The sequence below is a fragment of the Bacteroides sp. genome (genome assembly GCF_052357945.1).
Lineage (GTDB): Bacteria > Bacteroidota > Bacteroidia > Bacteroidales > Bacteroidaceae > Bacteroides.
In genome coordinates, this window is the sequence record NZ_DAWCXD010000015.1 from 1 (window position 1) to 19,993 (window position 19,993).

Below are 19,993 nucleotides of genomic sequence, written 5' to 3' on the forward strand. Positions count from 1 at the left end.
CCGCTTCTTTCATGTCGTCACTGATAAGAACGGAGAAACTGATATTCTCGCGGACATATACGGAAAGATTGTGTGCTGTCAATACGAAGAAGACAACCAGTCCCAGCAACAGCAACACTAATGTCGTACTGATACTCGACGTGATGAACTGCATGTCGAAAATCGAACCTGACTTATATTTGTTTTGATTTCCCATGCGTTATCTCTTTTTTCGGAATACATAAATCATTGAACTGCTGCGTTCTTTCCTTCCCAAAGCATTGAACCAGGCCAACGTCCCGGCAAACATCCCTTTCAGGAAACTGCATGAACTGCCACGATGTTTCTCGCTCAACATAGATACGTAAAACGCATCGAACGGCATCGGATGACGTGCCGCCATAATAAAGCCATGACGAGAAGCCAGCTGTTGTATAGTGCCCGGAGTGAAATGCCAAAGATGACGGGGAACGTCATAAGCCGCCCAATATTCACCGTAGCGCTTGGCATCATAAGAAGAGCAGTTGGGTACTGCCACAATCAATACTCCTTTTTCTGTCAGCAATTCGCGAAGCGTTTCCCAAGTCTCATTCAAAGATTCGAGATGCTCCATCACATGCCAGAGAGTGATAACATCAAAACTAGCAGGAGCAAACTCTTTCAGAGCCGATTCAGGCTTTACATCCAGTTCGAAATGCGTTTTTGCAAACTCACGTGCCTGCGGGCTTTTCTCCACTGCCTCTACCTTCCATCCCCGGCGAACCATTGTATCAGAAAAGTAACCGGTTCCCGTACCTATATCGAGCAAGCGCCCTGTTTTACGATGCGCTTCCTTGGCTACCAGGCGCGCTTTGCGGCCCAGCATATAGGAACGTACATAATGGTAGATATTATTCATCGCGCCTTTGCGCGTATCGGTGTGAGAGATATAGTCGGGAGTCTCATAATACTTGCCTATCTCTGCTTCCACGGGAACTCCTTGTGTGAATGTAAATCCACAGTCCTCACACGAATACAGTTCAAACTGTTCGCCCGAAGCATAAAAATCCGTACAAGTCATGACGCGTTTCAAGTGCATACCGCCACACACCGGACAAGCATTTATACTGAGTTTCTCCATTAACTATCTAAGCAAAATTAAGTGCTGCCTCGAATGACAAGACAACACTATACCCGAATTTGGTGCAAAGAAACAAATAAAAAGTGATGGATTGGGGTTTCGTTAAGGACTTTTAATAGAAGAGTTGTTCCCGATAGGAGGCAGAAGTAGTTTTGACAGCTCCTATCGGGACAAGTTCTCTTTTTTCAAGAAGATCAAAAAGTCAGATTAACGGAAAAGCCCATGTTTCTGTAGCTAGGCTGACGGAAATTGTCTATGCCCTGCCCCCAGGTTCCCGTGCTTGCCGTAGATTCCGGATCAAACGGAGCTTTATTGTACAACATAAGCAAATTACGTCCCACTAATGCCACCCGAACATCTTGTATCCATTTTACCCACCGGTTAACGGGGATATGATAGGCTATCGACATTTCAGCAAGACGAATATTAGTGGCATCATAGGTATACACTGTTCCCGTACATGCCTGTCCTACCTGCCGAAAGTAGTTCTCTGCCGGAATCTTTTCATCACTAACCCAGACACCGCCATTATCACGGGCTATTGCCGTAGCCTGCGAGACACCAAATCGATCCATAGCAGCTTGCGTCATCGACACACCTACACCACCAAAACGGGCATGAATCACAAAATCGAGTTCAAAGCCTTTCCATAAAAAACTGTTAGCCAAGCCCATCGTATATTTAGGATCAGTATTACCTGCATACACATAGTCGTATGCAGGATTGACAGTCTGTGAGGATTTATCAACAATAACATCCCCCTGTGCATCTCTCTGAAAATCTGTAATATATATATCACCTATAGAGCCACCTTCCTTCAATGGAGTATACCAACCGATACCTTTACCCATTTGGATTTCTTTTAAATTAAAATCGGTACCCGTTATAGGATTTTTCTGAGGTTCTAAAAGCTGCTTTACTTCATTCTTATTGATAGAATAAGTGAAACGTCCATCCCACTTTACCTGCCCGATATTCATATTTGTACTCAAGATAAGCTCGAAACCTTTATTATCAACCTTGGCCCCATTATACATGAAATAAATATCCCCCTGAGAGGGAATAGAAAGATATCCTCCAAACGGTAAATCGGAAGTAGATGTCTTGTACATTGTAAACGCCAAACTGATTTTATCATTAAGAAAACCTGCATTGAGTCCTATTTCGTGAGACTTAGTATGCTCGGGATCCAGCATATTATCCTCCAATCTGGGCTTCAAACCCACCCTTTTTTTATTCAAAAAGATATAATCAGTAAAACTATTACCGGTTTCACTATAGGTATAATTGAGTTTTAGAAACGAAAGGAATCGGTTGGGATTATCAGACAACCGTCCTGTTGGGACTACAGATACCCCTACCGAAGGATAGATAACATCTGTTGAATAACTTGAATCATCATCCCAGAATTTCAGCCATTCCATTCGTCCGCCCAAATCAAGAAATAACAGGTTTTTATATCCCAATTGCGCAAGCATAAACAATGATGTAGCCCGGTCGTGATAATTGAAGTCTTGATCTCTATAGTAAGAGCCCCCATGTTTATCCAGCCCTGATAAATTAAACTGATTCACTACTCCCAATGCACCGTCAATGTAAGAGTTATCAAACTTCGTATCACAAATAGAAGAACCTAAAGTGGCATTAATCGAAAAGTCCCCTAGCTTTTTATTGACATTGAACAGGAGATCGGAATAAAACTGGGTATTCTTATCTTCAGACTCATAATACGAGCCCAAAGGATTGGCTTGAAGAGAAGACGCATAAAGTTTTTCGGTGGCAGTTTCTTTATCACGATCGCAATGAATAGCCCCGCCACATTGAGCCAGGAGGTCAAATCATATTTTGCTCCTATCCCACCTAGTAAACGTCTCTTTTTCTGATTGTACAGATTCCGGTTGATTATCCAATAAGGATTTTGCATACCCATCCCCATGTTTCCTAAAGGCCAATATTGCGCATTAGCCCCAAGTTTCGGATCGTAAACTTCAAAATGATTCTTGTAGTTATAATCGGGATTGACGCTAATACGCTCTTGCAACACATCAGGTACCAAATAGACAGGAACCAATGGATTACCATACATACCTTGCGATAACATATTCTGTTCTGCGGTATGAATATATCTCAAAGTAAAGTCGAGTTTCAGTCTATGATTTAATAAAGAAGATGTATTCCGGAATGAGAAATTGTAACGATCTACATCGTTGTTGGGAATGATGCCAGTGCCATTCATTGTGACAGCCGATACTCGGGTTTGATTATATTCATTTCCTATAGAAAGGCTAAGGGAATTATTGATAGTATGTCCGGTACGGAAAAAGTCTGCTGGATTCCATGACTGAGGATGATTCGTCTTTTCTCCCCACCCCGCCACGTAGGTCTGCTGGAATTCAGGCATGACAAGTGGCGAACTGAAAGTGGTACTATTCCCCAACTCTACTCTTAGTTTTCCGGAATGTGCTTTCTTTGTATTAATCATCACCACACCGCTAGCGGAACGACTACCATACAAAGTAGAAGCTGCTGCGGTACTCAAAACAGAAATGCTCTTTATATCATCAGGAGAGAAAGCTGCTATACCATCACCAGTCTGCCAGTTAGAGGTATTTACATTAAAAGATTGCTCTGGCTCCAATCGTGGCAAAGGTACACCATCCAAAGTAAAAAGCACATTGTTGGATTTTAATATGGAACGGTAACCACGCAACACCATCCTTACTGAACCACCCACACCGGAAGCACTGGGATTAATAGTAGCTCCCGCCACTCTTCCTATCAGGGAGTTTACGAAATTGGCGTCTTTCACCTTCATCAGATCGGCCCCATCAATCTGTTGTGGACTGTATGCCAACTTCACCGTATCCTTTGGAGAAGTTTCATGATCCGCATAAATCATAGAAACAGGTAACAAGGCCAATAAAAGAATCGCACCTCCTTTTTTCATCAAAGAAATGTACAAAGATTGTGAGAAGCCACAACTAAGCAAAGTTTTGAGAGTAAATGCTTTCATAGGCATCAAATATTTAGATTTTGGTTACTACAAACTATTCATGTATCAAAGTTTATAGAAAAACTATATACATAATATAAATACAACTATAAGGAGCTTTCTACTAAAAGAGAAATGAGACTTTTTAAGAAAAATCTTAAATTATATTTTAGATAGTTTCTATTTCCCTTTACTAACAAAATTCAAATTACATACTTTCGAATGCATAATTTCGAAGAATATTATACAGCCCTAAAAAACATTCAATTTAGAGAATATAAAATACCCTGATATAAATTGGCTGTTTTTAGTCGACTTATATTAGGGTAAGATACATATCGGACGACAATCCATCAGCGATGTAACTGTACATTCTCTGTAGCCAAGTGTCGTCCGGGGCTTTTTGAATATAAACCATAAAAGAAAGTAGGAAGAAAACAAACCCAGTTCCCTTCCTACTTGATGAATAAAAGTTCTATTTGCTCTTTCTCAGTTTTCTGACGACCTCGTTTATGGGTACTAATCTTTTACTTTGATAAACAATCGCAGCATCATACCCTGTTTTTGCCACTTGATCTTCGTTAAAAATGACCAATTGATCGGTACATAAGGGCAAGTAACCTTTTTGGTTTACAAAATACTTTATCCTATCAAAATATTCTTTTTTTGTGCTTTTGATCGTCCCTGCATTGCCTTTAAAAAATGCAACTCTCTTTCCGTGAAAATCAAATGTGCTTTTTATCGTTTGATAATTAAAATTCAGATATTTACTTTCACAAATATTCAGGGTAACCATAGTATCTTCCCCCATTTTGACAAGACAGTCTAAAATATCTTTTTGCCTGTCTTGTTCGGATTTATCTTGCCCCATTAATGAAATGTTAAAAATCATAGGCAGGAATAGAATTAAAAGTAAATGTTTCATTTTTATTTATTAAAAAAATAACTATAAGTCCACGGTCTAATACCATTTCCCCACAAATACATTTGTGCATTTAAGAGATATGGATGTATTCCTATATTGAACAATCCCGATAAATTCAATGCAACAGAAGTATGTGTAACACAACTGCTCAATTCCAAGCTATAGATAAATTTGCCAGAATTCTCCATCTTATTAAGCCATTGTCCATATTTCATTATTGTACCCTTATTGACATTAAGAGTTTGTCGCCAAAACACTTCTCCTGCACCTGTATGAGTATCCCAATGGTTTGTTCCTTTCATCCAATGCCAACTGCCATTCCCGTCGACATACCTATTGGGACCGACTGAAATAATACCATTAGGGTCAGCATTAGCAGGATTTCCATTGCCCAAACCAGTTCCTGTCATAGTTCCTTCATTTACTAATGCAGAATGCCCTACAGCATCCGAATTTTCAGTAACCAAATCAACCTTTTGAGGATTAAATCCTATCAACGCATCACTCAAATTTGCCAGTGCTCCAAGCCCATATCCGATATTCTCCAGTACAGAATTCCCTTTTTCGCCGAGATATCCAAAATCTCCATTCGTAAAGTCGTAAGAGACTGCACCAAGACTGATTGATATCGGCGTTTGTCCACCGGTATAAGCCCAAGTACCTACCGAGTTGACAAGCGAAGAACCAGCTATAGCCGCAGTGTTCGCCATTGGAATTCCTGAAGTCGCTATCGCTCCACCTACATAACCTGACACACCGCCTACAACAGCACCACCAAGCATATAACCCCAAGTTTTACCGGAGCTCCAATCCCATTTTACAGGATTATATTGTCCTTTATTAGCTATAACACCACCCGAATACATACCAATTGCAGCACCAATAATTACAGGAACAAACCAAAGAAACTCTCCATTCCGATCCACATAGCACAGCGGATTATTCATCGCATACATATACCGATTATACGACTGCGTAAAGTCCAACACCTGCACATATGGGTCAGGACTCAAGAATCTTCCCAGCACTGGATCATACAGACGGGCATTCATGTTAATCAATCCAAAGAACGAAAGATGCTCGTGTCCTGTAAAGCCTCGATCCAGCATCAGCTCAGGCTCCGTACCTGGTGCATAAACGGTTTGGGTAGCGGGATTGCGCAATCTTCCCCAAGCATCAAAGCTATTCTCTTCCACTACGTTTCCTTGTGCATCGGCTATTTGTAAAATGCTGCCTAAGTAATCCCGATGAATAAAGAAAACAGATAAGCGATTACCTTCTTTTATTAATACCGCAGGAGCATCATAATATCCGCCGCCAAGATAAAGCTTTTCTTTGACACTGCCAAGAGATTCGTCTATTTCGTAGTTACCACCCAGATAGTAACGAGTCAACTCATTCTGATTGTTCACAGAATACTGCATACGTATGCGCTCATGATTGGCGTTGTACGTCAACATGACTTTCTTCGTATCCAGCATGATAACAGAAGGACGCTGGGCAGCGGTATAAGTGATGTCAATACCTGACTTTACCGGGTCTCCCCCGTTGTAATCCAAACCAGTCACTGCATAGGGGCGATTAGGATTAGTATAATTCAGGCCCAAGTTATTTTCATTACTCTTCCTGCGAATATTGCCCAAATCGTCATAGATGATACTGTTATGTCCTTCAATTCGTAAGCGGTTCAATTCATCATAACCGAAGTTTTCCGACAACCCTCTCGTCTCATCCGTACGATTCTCTAGACTGTTGGTTTCCGTATTGAAGCTGTAGCTATGGTCGAACATGACTGTTTCGTCTGCCCTCATAATGCTGCGTCTTGTAAGTAATCCACAATCATTAAAGGTATAGCTGCGTTGCATACCACCGGCGGTAAGCTTCGTCAATTGGCCCAACTCGTTCTCTTCATCGTGACGATACACCAAGGTCCCGTCCTGCAAGCGGACTTCGGACAAGAAACCGTTCCGGTAAATCAGATGCTCGGTAGCCAATGTTCCGTTTTGAGAAGTATAAACCACATCGGATGGCAGTCCAGTGGTAGTGTAGCCATACGTTTTCTGTAACCACTTGCCGTCTGGCGCTTTTTCACGCTGCATTTCCAGCCTGCCATATCCGTCGTAAACGTTGTACATACCACTGCCATTGCTCGACACTGCCGAGAGCAGCAGGTTCTCTGTATTGTCATAGGTGTAGACCGTTGTCATGTCAGGGGTAGTCTGCCTGGTTATTCTCCCGTAGCAATCGTACTCTTTCACAATCTCACGACTATCAGCATCCGTTTCCTTACATATGTTTCCGGCAGCGTCGTATGCTGTACGCCTGATTCCGGCACTCGGGTCTTTGATAGCAATGCGCCGACCGTACTTATCGTAGTAGAAACGGGTCTGTATTTCTTTCTGATTCGCCTTTACTACTGCTACTATCGGTTGTCCGTCAGGGCGGTAGTAATAGTCAATAATTCCCCCGTTATCCGCAACCTGCGTCATCAGTCCCGCAGCGTCATACTTGCGAATGCGGCGAATACCATTCTCTAGAACAGTGTCCGTCAAAATTCCATAGGCGCAGGAATCTATTTTCCCCGAGGCGTGGCGGGTAGAGGTAAGACGGTTGAACTTGTCGTATACAAAGTGGGTCCAGTGTGAAGGCACGCTATCCTTAGTCGGTAGTGATTCTTTTTCCAACAAGCCAGTCTTGGGGTTATACACCTTATCTATTTTCATTTCCCGTTCATCAAAGCGAATCTGCGATGTACGCACTTCACGCTTGAGAAAGTCATAATACATTTTCGTCACGGGTTTTCCGGTCTCAGTAGCGGTTACAACATACAGTCCGGGGTCCTTTCCCTGGCTCCATGCAATTGATAGCTGTTTCGCACTCCCGTCAGGATAGCTGGTTTCCATAAGACGTCCCCATGCATCATAGATGTAGCGGGTGATGCGTCCTTTAGCGTCAGAACTGCTTTGCAAAAGTCCGGTTGCAGGGTCATACGTATAGTCAATAGATAGTCCCATGGCATTAGTCTTTTTAAGCAGGCGTCCGTTAGGGTAGTACATAAATGTGTATCCTAATGTATCTGTTGACTCATAAGAGCATTGCTTCTGCTTGATTAGCTGCAAACGGTCGTTATACTCGTAACGTTCTTGGGAAGTGATACTTCCATTGATAAAGTTTGTTCTACAAACAGGCCAATAACGGTCGTCGTAATCTACTCTTACTTCCTGGATAACAGTTGAATCATTACGGAAGTTCTTTGTCACGGAATAAAGCGGAAGTCCCAATAGATACAAATCACTATTTTCCACATTCTCATAACCATGCGATTTCGTTTCCTTAAGGACGCCACAGGAAGTGGATACAGCAACCACCTGCCCATACCCATTATGTTCATACCTAGTCACTTTTTCCGTTTCATTGAGGGCATTCTTCACCGTTTCTTTCTGTAATTTCAGAAGGATCGTTTTATCCTGTGCCCTCTCCAACACATATTTACGTACAACTGTATCAGTGGGAGTTTCCTTTTTTATCTCCGCACCTAACAATTCCGGATCAAATACGGAAGTCATCAGACGTTTATTTATAACGTCTTCCGTCTCAATTTTCCGGAAACCACGGAATCCCAGCCCCGTACAGTGGAAAACGGCATGAGTATAGTTGTAGTATTCCCACGAAAGCTGCTCGCCTCCCTTTGTTTTTTTCAGCCATGACGGAACATACAGATGAGGAGTCATTACCGCATATGGGTAACTAATATACCCAAATGATGGACTCAAAGTACCCGTATAGCGACTTTCGGGAACTTTCATTATATCCATATAATAGTGGTTCGAAGTCACTCCATAACTATCGGTTAGGTCATGTAACATACGCTGTTCTGACTCGTTATGAGAATAATCATATACATGGAGATTCTCATTGTCCACGCAGATAAGCCCGCCCGACCAGTAGTAAGATTGCGCTACATTAGCCATAGCAAACTGCGCCGAAAGATTATCCATTTGCAAAACAGAACGGATATTATAGTTCTGACTTATTTTTCCATTCTCGTTCAAGTGAAGATAGATTTTCCCACGCACGTTACGCAGCAAATCCGGCAAGCCGTCACTATCCACATCCACCAACATGAAGTTCTGCCCAACCGTCTCGTGAAAACAGTAGAACAATTCCTCTGTATGCACTTTAAATCCAGGATTAGCGGAACTGTAGGAAGAGTTGCCGGTTGATAACAGAAACTTCCACTGCTTGCCGTTCTCCACATTCCAGTCAAAGACCACCAAGTCACGCTGGGGTACACTCGGATCAACCATACACTCCTGGCCGGAGTAGGGATGTACATAATGTTTATATCCACTCGCACTAACGCTTTTCAGGTTACTCTCACTATCACATGCACCATGGCAAATTCCATCTCCGAAGTGTTTAAACCCATCCTTACAATGCACACGACGTGGCCCCAGAATAATATCCATATTCCCGTCACCGTTCATATCAGCCACCATCAGTTCCCTGTCCTTTATAGTACCGCTTTCAAAATTGAAGTGCATGATATTAATAGCACTAGAGTATGCCAGTTGCCTGAACCCATCACCGGTAAACTCGTAAACATAAAGACCGTTTATGTTGATCAGACAGATATCCGTTTTTCCATCACCATTATAATCCATAGGAATCAGTCGATCGGCATGCAATGCCCGACTATCTGCTTGGTACAGTGCAAAGTCAAAACAGGTTCCATCATAAATCGCTTTACGGCTATTCAAGTCTACCAGCAAGGCACGTGACGGATATTTCTTTCTATTCGAATCATAGCAAGTGGATATAGCCAGCAGCTCTGCCTTTCCATCCCCATTAAAGTCACCGGTAAGTACTTGCCGTTCATGAACATATCCATCCCATTCCGAGTATACATAATCCGAATGACGATTAGGATCGACATTATTTGTATATACAGACACCATCAACCGATCTTCATCATAATTCACTTTTACCGGTTCCTCCAATCCATCCCCATTCACATCTACCGCTTCCAATTGCTTAAAGCCTTTTCCTGCTGTAAATATGACGGGAGAAACGGGAGAAGTCGACAAATCTTTATATACCAGTAAATGCTGGTCTTCTTTATACTCACCTAACACCGGATACGAAATTAAACCGTCACTTTTCGACGCCCGGCTAAACTTTCCACGTGACAAGGCAAGTGACTTGTGAGAATTGGCTCCCTGAACAGAATTCGGAAAATACTTCTGTAAATAAATAGTACGCCCACTAAGAAACTCAATGCTCCTTCCATCTCCGTACTTGAAACGCAGAGGAGTTAATTTGCCGCTTTCTGTCTCGCAATCCAATTGTACCGGCAGATCCACGCCTCTATTTTGATAAGAAAGCAGATAACGCCGCCACAGTGTACTTTTATAAAAAGATTCCACTTTTTCCAGTAAACGACTATATTTAAATGCTTTTCCATCAACATAGCGTGTGATGTCATCAGTCACATTGCGATAGGTAAATACTATGGAATCATTATATACGCTTCCAGCTTCTCCATACAGAATCTTACGAATATAAGGTAAATTATCAACCTGAGTATAGTCATATTTAATAGTTCTACCTTTACGGTTCGTATATGAAGTCATCACGTAGCTGAAAGGAGCTTGCGCAAAGGCTTCAAACAAAGCGATGTTTCCATCTGGATAACGAGCTTGCAATGAACCGTTCGCCAATTTTTTCACTTTCACGAATCCCTGTTCGCTTTGCCAACTATTCGTACCAGTTTTTAACAAGCGGATACCATCCAACATCAACTTATCTTCGTTCAAAGAGAGAGGAGATGATTTTCCATCATAATAGATTGTTCCAGCCACGTGGGTGATACCGGAGAGCCCACTGATATTCCACCCATACCCCAATGCGCTTTCACGTTGTTGGCTATTGTAACAGAACGACAAACGGGGGTGAAAGTCTTCCGGATCAGGATGAATATCGATTGCCACCTGATAGGTAACAGCTCCCGTGGGAGTAAGGGCGTATTGAATAGGTATTTCACCTACTTCGTACCCCGTATTAGCGTAGTCATTACCACCTTCTAATGTTGTTGCGCCCTGCGCTTTTGCAGAAAGGGCCGTCAGTGAGGCGATTATTAAAATAATGAGTCTTTGTATCATATTTTTCATATATATTGCTATTTCTTATTAGTTTTAATTCGATTACCCGACTGATCGTATTGGTACCATACCGGGCTATTATCCGGTTCCTCCGGCAGAATTTCCGGTTCATCAGGAATGCCAGGTGATAAATCGGCTATAATAGTTATTCCCAGTTCTCCATTGGGAACAGAACCATTCATGTATTTATATCCTGCAGTAATAATAAAATAGGTGCCGGCAGGTAAATTTTTCAAATGGATATAAGCAAGTCCATGAGAAGCACCTTCAGGGATACCAAGCTTCTCCGGATCAAAATCCGGGGACATAAAGTCTCCCTCTTCAAAAATTTCGACCTCTTCTATGTTTACATCACTGTCTGGCTGAAGTTCAGAAAGGAGTCGATATACAAACAAGGAACTAAATCCCATGCGTGAGTTCCAGTTATGGACAATTACATTTCCCGAAGCCGGAATCTCCATCCGATAAAAAACGGCATTCCCTTGAGTCTTCTGATAATGGCTGCTCCCTTTAGGCATGTAAATGAAGCTATTATACCAAGGTGGCACTTTCCGTGTATCGCGTACATCCGTAAATATCATTTTTCCAATGTCGAATGTCACTGGTATTGCGTCATAATAATAGGTACCATCTTTTTCTACGGTTTGCGCCTGCAGTCCCAATCCCCAAAATACTGCTAATAATATGAATATAATTCGTTTAGTCATTGTGTTTATTGTTATAATTCACTATTGGATAATTCTACAAAGCCCCGCCATGCCAAACTGGCACGCACAATTTTGCATAGTGGGGATTATTCAGCATTTCTCTTTTACAAATTCATCGCATTAGCGCCCAAAACGCCAGCCAAAGCTGAAGCCACTGCGATAACCACCTTCAGGATCATATCCCATACTGATTTCTTCATTGCCATCATTTACCTCCTTTCTGTTCTTTAATGTGTTGTGTTACTCTGTGTTCTTCCGTGTTCTTATTCTTAGTTCCGGTAGCAGACTCTCCGAACTCATTGAATTCCTTTGCCACCTCAAAACACGGGCACTGTTTAATCCACTCTTCCGGCTCTATCTCACCATTTCCATTGAGATCCGGTGAAAGACCCCGGTGTCCGCATACCCGGCAGCCGGAAAATTTCTCCTGTAGTTGCCCGACGAGTTGCCGGAGCGTAGCCCGTTGTGCCGGAGTCCGGGTATCTGCCGGGCGTCCCCGGCAGTCCAGACCACCTTCATAGCAGATACCTATTGAATGAATATTGAAACCTTTCACGTGTGCTCCGATGCGTTCGATGGGGCGGGTGAGGTGCACTGTTCCATCCTTGCGGATGTAGTAGTGATAGCCTGTTCCGTTAAATCCGCGGCGCCGGTGCAAACGGTCCAAATCTTCCGGAGAAAGTGTACAATCCTCCCTCGTGGCGCTGCAATGCACCACAATCAAGTTGATAATCCTCATGTTAGTGGATGATTTCTAGTTTAGTTAAAAGTCAAATGTCCAGTTAAGCCTACGAAGTTTGCCGTTTACATTTTGTGTACTCCTCACTGCCGTGACGTCATTTATGCAGCCGGATCGGGCGCTTCTCCGCCTCCTTCATTACCGCCCCCACCGGGCTTGTCGCTTCCACCGGAGTTGCCACCTCCTGCACTACCTGCATCGGAAACAAGTTTATCATAACGGGCACACTTCGTACCGGTCACCATCGAACGGGTAGCGGTAGTGCGGTCATGATTCTTAGTCGTTGTCGGTTGGAAGCGGACGGTAAGCGTAGCCTGTGCAGCCGACACTTCGTCAGAAGTTTCCACACCTTTGCCACGAGCCACCATCACCATACGGAAGGTACCAAGACCGTCCACGCTTACGCTTTCCGAAGATTGCAAGTGTTGCCCCATCACCGTCACCAGGTTGTCGAGTGTGTTTTTTACGTCACCCGGAGAGAGGGAAGAGTAGGCTGCTATTTCTTTCGAAAGTTGTGCGGAATCTACGTTTCCCGAACGTACAACTCGGGGGTAGAAGAGTTTTTTACCGCTTTTTTTGTCTTCCAGAGTTGACTGGAAGGGTTTGTACAATACTGGCATAATTGTAATAGTTTTTAGTCGTTAATAATTCTAGTTTGTCTGTGTCTTTAAGCTTATCGACAATGCAAATATAAGACCTTATTTCTGTCTGTGCAAGAGATTTTAAAAGTGTGCGTTAATAAATTCGTTAATATGAAAATTTGCTACTATACTACTAATTTACAATACATTACACAATATAATAGCATCATAACCCTCATTAATTCAGTTATTCAGGACACTCAACAAATAATGACCGGGCAGTTTGATTTTTCCGGCACTTGCCCGAATGACGCCGAAACCCTTCCAAACCTTACCACCGATTTCTCCGTAATTACTTTTCAGCACGATTGCATACTGTTCGGAGGGAGGAATATGATAAAGACGAAGGTTATCCAACAGTCCGGAAAGGTTGCGCGGGTGTCCGTCAGCAGGAGCTTGCATCCGGTCAATATCCGACTGTGTCAGTTCACGTTTCTTCTTCGCCGGTTTTCTGTTAGAAAAATCTCCTCCCTCTTCTCCCTCATCCCCTCCTTTGAGCAAAGGAGGGTTAGGGAGGATGTTTTCTTTCCTTTCTTTTTCTTTTCTTTTTATGAGGGTACTTTTTGTTGCAGTATCCGGAGATTCTGTTACAGTATCGAGGGTTTGCGTTACAATATCCGGGGTTTCTGCAACAGCATCCGGAAGGGTGGAGTGTACGGTTTCCTCATCCGGCAGCAGACAGTAGTCCGGAGAAATATGACGACGGCTGCGGCGTTTAGTGATAAAAAGGAACTGCCGCTGAATGTCGGCGGAAGTCAGGATGCCGTAACGTTCGTAGAGAGAGGAATCGAAGAAACCGTACTCCACAAACAGATGAAGCACCCGGCGGACACTATCGTTGTCCGTGCTGAAGAGCTGGTCGGAGAGTTCGTCATAGAAGTCATCGTCGACATGAATATAATAACCCTCGCCCGAATATAGATAAGACAGGGTATAGAGCAGGATCGTGAAGACGGAATCGCCTTCACGCTTCATCACACGGCGTACGACACGGTCGTGCATAAAATCGGTATTCAAAGGGAAATAGTCAAGCCCTTGTTTTATTCGTCCCATGATATAAATTGTTTTTATAAATCAGTCCGCCAATTCTAATTTTGATCCTGATTTTGATTCTAATTTCAATTCAAAGACTGATCCGGATTGAGATTCAGAACCTGATTCGGATTCAAATTCCGATTCACGGACTTTCCGCCTTTTCCGTTCAATGCTGGCAGCTACGGTTTCAAGGGCATGCAGAATAAGTTCCCGTCGCAACGTGGGATCTTCCGTAGAGGTAATTACCGGATAACTGCTTTCCCTGTCGCATGCCAGGGAGCGTTTCTCGTTCTTCCGGTGGTTCCGGCTGACAGTTTTACGACATTCCTTACAGTAGTTGCCGGGAAGACCGGTTTTCTTATTGATATAAAAGGCACTTGCCGGAAGAGAGCGTTTGCAACATCCGCAAACGCACAGTGTTTGTACTTTTGAGCTTTTCATTTTGTTATCCAATTATAAATTATAAATACTAGTTTTTATCAGTCAGGTCTGTAATCATCCAAATACGGAGTATTCGTATACAATATGTTATCCTTTTGTTATCCTATTGCCAGGTATTAACATCTGGCATTTCAGGTATTAATGGTTAGAAAAATAGCTATTAACATTTGAGGAAATAGCTGTTAACAGGTATCAGCAAGCTTTCTGCAGGCGGCGGATGAGAAATTTTCAAGGTTTCGGTGTTTTTCTTGAAGTTTTGCATGGCATATCCGTTTTTAATTTATATTTTTGAAACGTTTTCTATTAATCAATGGGACAAAGATAGAATATTTTTTCATAAATAAAACATTAGTTTTCATTTTTAATCTTAACTATTTTGCAAGTCATTGATTATAAACATATAGTAAACACGTTTTTTAGTCAGCCATTTTATAGCTGCCATTTATAAATCCGGGATTAGTCTTTTAAATAAAAAAACAGAATGGATACAAATTTGGATGTATTAGGTATCATCAAGCGTGCCAAACAGGCGTTAAACCTGAAAAGAGACAGCGAACTAGCTGAATATCTGGGAGTTTCGAGAGCTACAGTCACCAATTGGGGCGCACGAAACAGCATCGATTTCCGCTTGTTGCTCGACAAATTGGGGGACAAGGTGGACTACAACTGGCTATTATTGGGAAAAGGAAATCCGAAACATCAGCCGAGACATTGCGAAAGCGAACTGGTGCAGGGAGAAGTCGAGATTATACACAATCCGAAAACACCCGAACCAATAGACGACCGTAGCGTGACATTATACGACATTACGGCAGCAGCGAACCTGAAAACATTATTCACCAACAAAAAGCAGTATGCACTAGGGAAGATATTGATTCCCAATATATCCGTCTGCGACGGGGCGGTCTACGTCAACGGAGACAGCATGTACCCTATATTGAAATCGGGAGACATTATCGGATACAAGGAAATCAGCAGTTTCGACAACGTCATTTACGGGGAAATATACCTGGTGTCGTTTATGATTGACGGAGACGAGTATCTGGCAGTAAAATACGTAAACCGTTCGGAGAAGGAAGGTCATCTCAAACTGGTGAGTTACAACACACACCATGAGCCGATGGATATTCCATTCGCGTCCATCAACGCAATGGCAATTGTGAAGTTCTCCATCAGGAGACACATGATGATGTAAGTTTCACCACCGAGGACGCAGAGGACACAGAGGAACACTGATTTTTTATATTAATCCTCAAAGCCTCCACAGGATGTGTTGTATAAGTGCAGTTACCACATACCGTACAGGCAGTCACAACTACAAGACAGCCACGACTATGAGAATAAGACCTCTGTGTCCTCTGCGTCCTCTGTGGTGAAATCAGATTTCTTCCCCTTTCAGCGTAGCCGAACTAGCCTCTGTGACACGCACATTGACGAAATCACCGACACGATGCGTCCCTCTGTCGAACACCACCACACGGTTTTGTTCCGTACGGCCGAACAGCTGATCGCGCGAACGCTTGGAAACACCTTCCACAAGCACTTCATACGTCTTTCCGATGCAACGCTGGTTAGATTCGGCAGACAGACGGTTCTGTAAAGCGATAATCTCATTCAAGCGGCGGACTTTCACTTCTTCGGGCACATTATCTTCAAGATGTTTCGATGCATACGTTCCCGGACGCTCGGAATATTTAAACATGAAAGCAGCATCGTACCCACACGCTTCCATCAGCGAAAGCGACATGGCATGATCTTCTTCCGTTTCAGAATGAAAACCGGAGAAAATATCGGTAGTCAGTCCGCAATCGGGGATGATGCGTTTGATAGCTGCCACCCGGTCCAGATACCATTCACGGGTATACTTACGATTCATCAGTTTCAGGATGCGGGAACTACCGCTCTGCACAGGCAAATGAATATGTTTACATACATTCGACACTTGTGCAATCACCTCCAGCGTTTCGTCACTCATATCCTTCGGATGGGAAGTCGTGAAACGAATACGTACCCCCGGAGCGGCTTCGGCCACTGTTCGGAGCAACATCGGGAAGGTAACCACTTCTCCTGTCGGTCTCTCAAAACGGTATGAGTTGACATTTTGCCCCAACAGGGTGACTTCTTTATAGCCTTTTGCCACCAAATCCGCCACTTCATTGAGAATGCTTTCCACGTCACGGCTACGCTCACGTCCGCGAGTATAGGGAACGATGCAATAAGTGCAGAAATTGTTACAACCACGCATGATGGACACAAAGCCGGAAATATGATTGCCACAGATACGCGACGGAATCACTTCCCGATAAGTTTCGGTAGTAGAAAGCTCCACATTGATTGCTTTCTCGCCGGTTTCAACGGCGGCAATCAAATCGGGCAACGTCAGGTAAGCATCCGGACCGACTACCAGGTCGACATGATGATTCGTTATCAGATCATCCTTTACCCGTTCGGCCATACAGCCCAGCACACCCACAATCAGGCGCTTTTTCTTTTTCTTCAGCGAGTGGAAAAACTCCAGGCGGTTCAGGATCTTCTGCTCCGCATTGTCGCGGATAGAACAAGTGTTCATAAACACAGCGTCAGCCTCTTCCAGCGTTTCAGCTACGGAATATCCCGCCATTTGCATCACCGATGCAATCACCTCACTGTCGGCTACGTTCATCTGGCAGCCGTATGTTTCGATAAACAACTTCTTGTTGTCATCAGTCATTTCAGTTGCGGATTTAAAGTCCGCTCCCGTTAATTCGTTCATACTCAAATCTTAGTTTAAAAATTCGGATGCAAAGATACGGCTTCACTTTCAATAAGTAGTTAATTGACACAGAAATAACGCAAAAATTGATGATTTGGCAAGCAAATTTGTAATTTATGTTAAGAGGATAAACATTTTCCATCCATATACTTGGCAAATTTAAATTTATTTTTCACATTTGTGCAATGAAAGAAACATTAGATTTTTTCATAGTTAAGGTTTAGGTTAAAAAAATTAAGGGGAGCTGTGAAGCTGCCCTTTTTTCATGCCCAAATGTTAGTTCAAACCAGATAAAATGCCTACCTTTGGCGGATAACTATTTAGATGTGAAGCACAATGGAAGATTTTTTGAAATTTCTCTTGATAGCAGGCGTCATTCTTGTGGGAATATTCAAAGAGGTGAATAAAAACAGCAAGGCAAAAAAGGCTAAAGCCAAGCACCCCGTTCCCCCAATGCCATCTCCGGTTGAAGTAAACCCCGATACCGCTCCTATGCCCGAAGCTTGGGGCAGGCCCAAATCCCTGGAAGAACTGTTCCAGCCGATTCTTCGCGAGCAACCGGTCGCCAAACAACCTTCCAAACAGCAAACTTCGAAACAGAAAAAGAAAAAAGAAGAAGTATCCGTGGCTGCATCCCTCGCGAACAGTGTCGCACAGGATGAACAAAACAGTCGGCAAGGTGCTCACTATAATACTCCTCACGATTCACCCGACAATAAAGAAGACTTTACGATTCATTCGGCAGAAGAAGCACGCCGAGCCATTATCTGGGGAGAAATACTTCAACGGAAATACTGACCGACAGTCGGAGGAGACTTCTTTTAAGTATCAAGTATTAAGTATTAAACATGGAGTATCAGGTGTCAACCTGTATACATACATTTTGAGCGAATTTTCAACTAATTAGATATCAACTGTATTTAACACGAAATTTACTATTTATGTCACTCAATCGTATTTCGGCAGCGGAAGCTGCAAGCCTGATTAAACATGGCTACAACATCGGCCTAAGCGGATTTACTCCCGCCGGAACGGCCAAGGCTGTAACAGCCGAACTCGCAAAAATTGCTGAAGCAGAACATGCGAAAGGAAACCCGTTTCAAGTAGGAATTTTCACAGGTGCATCGACAGGAGAGTCCTGCGACGGCGTACTGTCACGTGCCAAAGCGATCCGCTACCGCGCCCCTTATACTACCAACGCTGATTTCCGCAAAGCTGTGAACAACGGAGAGATTGCCTACAACGACATACACCTCTCACAAATGGCACAGGAAGTGCGCTACGGATTCATGGGCAAAGTGAACGTAGCCATCATTGAAGCCTGTGAAGTGACTCCGGACGGAAAGATTTATCTGACTGCTGCCGGTGGTATCGCTCCGACCATCTGCCGTCTGGCCGACCAGATTATCGTGGAGTTGAACAGCGCACACAGCAAATCCGGCATGGGTATGCACGACGTATACGAACCGCTCGACCCGCCTTACCGCCGCGAAATTCCTATCTATAAACCGAGTGACCGCATCGGACTGCCTTACGTTCAGGTAGACCCGAAAAAGATTATTGGCGTAGTAGAAACCAACTGGCCGGACGAAGCCCGTTCTTTTGCCGCTGCCGATCCGTTGACCGACAAAATCGGACAGAATGTTGCCGACTTCCTCGCTGCCGACATGAAACGCGGTATCATTCCGTCTACTTTCTTACCCTTGCAATCGGGTGTAGGAAACATCGCCAACGCCGTGCTCGGTGCATTGGGACGTGATAAAACGATTCCTCCATTCGAAATGTACACAGAGGTAATACAGAACTCCGTGATCGGACTGATTCGCGAAGGACGTATCAAATTTGGTAGTGCCTGCTCACTGACTGTAACAAACGACTGTCTGGAAGGCATTTACAACGATATGGATTTCTTCCGCGATAAATTGGTTCTCCGTCCGTCGGAAATCTCAAACAGCCCGGAAATAGTACGTCGTCTCGGTATCATTTCTATCAATACAGCCATCGAAGTCGACCTGTACGGCAACGTAAACTCTACCCATATCGGCGGAACAAAAATGATGAACGGTATCGGTGGTTCGGGAGACTTTACCCGCAACGCTTACATCTCTATCTTCACTTGTCCGTCTGTGGCTAAGGAAGGTAAGATCAGTGCAATCGTACCGATGGTATCCCACCACGACCACACGGAGCATGATGTCAATATCGTTATCACCGAGCAAGGTGTTGCCGATCTTCGTGGCAAGAGTCCGAAAGAACGCGCACAAGCCATCATCGAAAACTGTGCTCATCCTGACTACAAAGAGCTTCTTTGGGATTACCTCAAACTGGCCGGCAACCGCGCGCAGACTCCACACGCTATTCAGGCTGCACTTGGTATGCACGCAGAGTTGGCTAAAAGCGGCGATATGAAGAATACCAATTGGGCTGAATACGCCAAGTAAATAGAATATAGGATTTACAATGTTCGATTCTAAACAAGTATAATTGTATTCTCTGGTAAA

15 protein-coding genes and 1 pseudogene are annotated in these 19,993 nt (G+C 43.5%); 3 read left to right on the forward strand and 13 right to left on the reverse strand.

Going from position 1 to position 19,993, the window contains the following annotated elements; genetic code table 11:
* From ACT8YW_RS05480 to ACT8YW_RS05535, 12 genes and pseudogenes are all read right to left on the reverse strand, one after another.
* A pseudogene (locus ACT8YW_RS05480) lies at positions 1-196 on the reverse strand (cell division protein FtsX); the annotation flags it as partial.
* Positions 197-199: 3 nt separating this feature from the next.
* Entirely contained in the window at positions 200-1,099 is a 900-nt protein-coding gene (locus ACT8YW_RS05485; RefSeq protein ID WP_175630576.1) for a methyltransferase domain-containing protein, read from the reverse strand.
* A 194-nt stretch (positions 1,100-1,293) separates the two neighbouring features.
* Entirely contained in the window at positions 1,294-2,838 is a 1,545-nt protein-coding gene (locus tag ACT8YW_RS05490) for a TonB-dependent receptor domain-containing protein (RefSeq protein ID WP_444104281.1), read from the reverse strand.
* Entirely contained in the window at positions 2,760-4,112 is a 1,353-nt protein-coding gene (locus tag ACT8YW_RS05495; RefSeq protein ID WP_444104282.1) for a TonB-dependent receptor plug domain-containing protein, read from the reverse strand. Before ACT8YW_RS05495 ends, ACT8YW_RS05490 begins: the two co-directional genes overlap by 79 nt.
* 454 nt (positions 4,113-4,566) lie before the next feature.
* Positions 4,567-5,016 (reverse strand): hypothetical protein, encoded by a 450-nt coding sequence (locus ACT8YW_RS05500; RefSeq protein ID WP_049701495.1) that lies wholly within the window; start codon positions 5,014-5,016, stop codon positions 4,567-4,569.
* A gap of 2 nt (positions 5,017-5,018) precedes the next feature.
* Positions 5,019-11,186, reverse strand: a complete 6,168-nt coding sequence (locus tag ACT8YW_RS05505; RefSeq protein WP_281218920.1) for an FG-GAP-like repeat-containing protein — start codon at positions 11,184-11,186, stop codon at positions 5,019-5,021.
* 8 nt (positions 11,187-11,194) lie between these two features.
* On the reverse strand, positions 11,195-11,884 hold the full coding sequence (locus tag ACT8YW_RS05510) for a hypothetical protein (protein WP_049701493.1): 690 nt from the start codon (positions 11,882-11,884) through the stop codon (positions 11,195-11,197).
* A gap of 104 nt (positions 11,885-11,988) precedes the next feature.
* Positions 11,989-12,084 (reverse strand): smalltalk protein, encoded by a 96-nt coding sequence (locus ACT8YW_RS05515; RefSeq protein WP_005681936.1) that lies wholly within the window; start codon positions 12,082-12,084, stop codon positions 11,989-11,991.
* A gap of 5 nt (positions 12,085-12,089) precedes the next feature.
* Entirely contained in the window at positions 12,090-12,623 is a 534-nt protein-coding gene (locus ACT8YW_RS05520) for an N-acetylmuramoyl-L-alanine amidase (RefSeq protein WP_444104283.1), read from the reverse strand.
* Between the two features lie 101 nt (positions 12,624-12,724).
* Positions 12,725-13,243 carry an HU family DNA-binding protein gene (locus tag ACT8YW_RS05525; RefSeq protein ID WP_022198923.1) on the reverse strand — a complete coding sequence of 173 codons (519 nt, stop codon included), beginning with the start codon at positions 13,241-13,243 and terminating at the stop codon, positions 12,725-12,727.
* Positions 13,244-13,447: 204 nt separating this feature from the next.
* Positions 13,448-14,317 (reverse strand): DUF4373 domain-containing protein, encoded by an 870-nt coding sequence (locus ACT8YW_RS05530; RefSeq protein ID WP_287636111.1) that lies wholly within the window; start codon positions 14,315-14,317, stop codon positions 13,448-13,450.
* Between the two features lie 21 nt (positions 14,318-14,338).
* Positions 14,339-14,740 (reverse strand): hypothetical protein, encoded by a 402-nt coding sequence (locus ACT8YW_RS05535; RefSeq protein ID WP_444104284.1) that lies wholly within the window; start codon positions 14,738-14,740, stop codon positions 14,339-14,341.
* A 481-nt stretch (positions 14,741-15,221) separates the two neighbouring features.
* Between ACT8YW_RS05535 and ACT8YW_RS05540 the strand changes: the two genes are divergently transcribed.
* Positions 15,222-15,935 carry a LexA family transcriptional regulator gene (locus tag ACT8YW_RS05540; RefSeq protein WP_008023698.1) on the forward strand — a complete coding sequence of 238 codons (714 nt, stop codon included), beginning with the start codon at positions 15,222-15,224 and terminating at the stop codon, positions 15,933-15,935.
* A gap of 183 nt (positions 15,936-16,118) precedes the next feature.
* On the opposite strand, the gene miaB is transcribed toward ACT8YW_RS05540, so the two are convergent.
* Positions 16,119-17,492: a tRNA (N6-isopentenyl adenosine(37)-C2)-methylthiotransferase MiaB gene (gene miaB / locus ACT8YW_RS05545; protein ID WP_444104285.1), complete on the reverse strand. Its 1,374-nt coding sequence runs from the start codon at positions 17,490-17,492 to the stop codon at positions 16,119-16,121.
* A gap of 336 nt (positions 17,493-17,828) precedes the next feature.
* On the opposite strand from miaB, the gene ACT8YW_RS05550 reads away from it, so the two are divergent.
* Positions 17,829-18,290 (forward strand): hypothetical protein, encoded by a 462-nt coding sequence (locus ACT8YW_RS05550; protein ID WP_049701489.1) that lies wholly within the window; start codon positions 17,829-17,831, stop codon positions 18,288-18,290.
* Positions 18,291-18,433: 143 nt separating this feature from the next.
* Positions 18,434-19,933 (forward strand): acetyl-CoA hydrolase/transferase family protein, encoded by a 1,500-nt coding sequence (locus tag ACT8YW_RS05555; RefSeq protein WP_008775390.1) that lies wholly within the window; start codon positions 18,434-18,436, stop codon positions 19,931-19,933.
* Positions 19,934-19,993: the final 60 nt, after the last annotated feature.

What these genes read in the sequence shown, in the direction of transcription:
- ACT8YW_RS05520 (WP_444104283.1), bottom strand. Translation starts at nt 12,623, where the DNA reads ATGAGGATTATCAACTTGATTGTGGTGCATTGCAGCGCCACGAGGGAG.
- ACT8YW_RS05530 (WP_287636111.1), bottom strand. Translation starts at nt 14,317, where the DNA reads ATGGGACGAATAAAACAAGGGCTTGACTATTTCCCTTTGAATACCGAT.
- ACT8YW_RS05515 (WP_005681936.1), bottom strand. Translation starts at nt 12,084, where the DNA reads ATGAAGAAATCAGTATGGGATATGATCCTGAAGGTGGTTATCGCAGTG.
- ACT8YW_RS05540 (WP_008023698.1), top strand. Translation starts at nt 15,222, where the DNA reads ATGGATACAAATTTGGATGTATTAGGTATCATCAAGCGTGCCAAACAG.
- ACT8YW_RS05525 (WP_022198923.1), bottom strand. Translation starts at nt 13,243, where the DNA reads ATGCCAGTATTGTACAAACCCTTCCAGTCAACTCTGGAAGACAAAAAA.
- ACT8YW_RS05505 (WP_281218920.1), bottom strand. Translation starts at nt 11,186, where the DNA reads ATGAAAAATATGATACAAAGACTCATTATTTTAATAATCGCCTCACTG.
- ACT8YW_RS05550 (WP_049701489.1), top strand. Translation starts at nt 17,829, where the DNA reads ATGGAAGATTTTTTGAAATTTCTCTTGATAGCAGGCGTCATTCTTGTG.
- miaB (WP_444104285.1), bottom strand. Translation starts at nt 17,492, where the DNA reads ATGAACGAATTAACGGGAGCGGACTTTAAATCCGCAACTGAAATGACT.
- ACT8YW_RS05485 (WP_175630576.1), bottom strand. Translation starts at nt 1,099, where the DNA reads ATGGAGAAACTCAGTATAAATGCTTGTCCGGTGTGTGGCGGTATGCAC.
- ACT8YW_RS05500 (WP_049701495.1), bottom strand. Translation starts at nt 5,016, where the DNA reads ATGAAACATTTACTTTTAATTCTATTCCTGCCTATGATTTTTAACATT.
- ACT8YW_RS05535 (WP_444104284.1), bottom strand. Translation starts at nt 14,740, where the DNA reads ATGAAAAGCTCAAAAGTACAAACACTGTGCGTTTGCGGATGTTGCAAA.
- ACT8YW_RS05510 (WP_049701493.1), bottom strand. Translation starts at nt 11,884, where the DNA reads ATGACTAAACGAATTATATTCATATTATTAGCAGTATTTTGGGGATTG.
- ACT8YW_RS05495 (WP_444104282.1), bottom strand. Translation starts at nt 4,112, where the DNA reads ATGAAAGCATTTACTCTCAAAACTTTGCTTAGTTGTGGCTTCTCACAA.
- ACT8YW_RS05555 (WP_008775390.1), top strand. Translation starts at nt 18,434, where the DNA reads ATGTCACTCAATCGTATTTCGGCAGCGGAAGCTGCAAGCCTGATTAAA.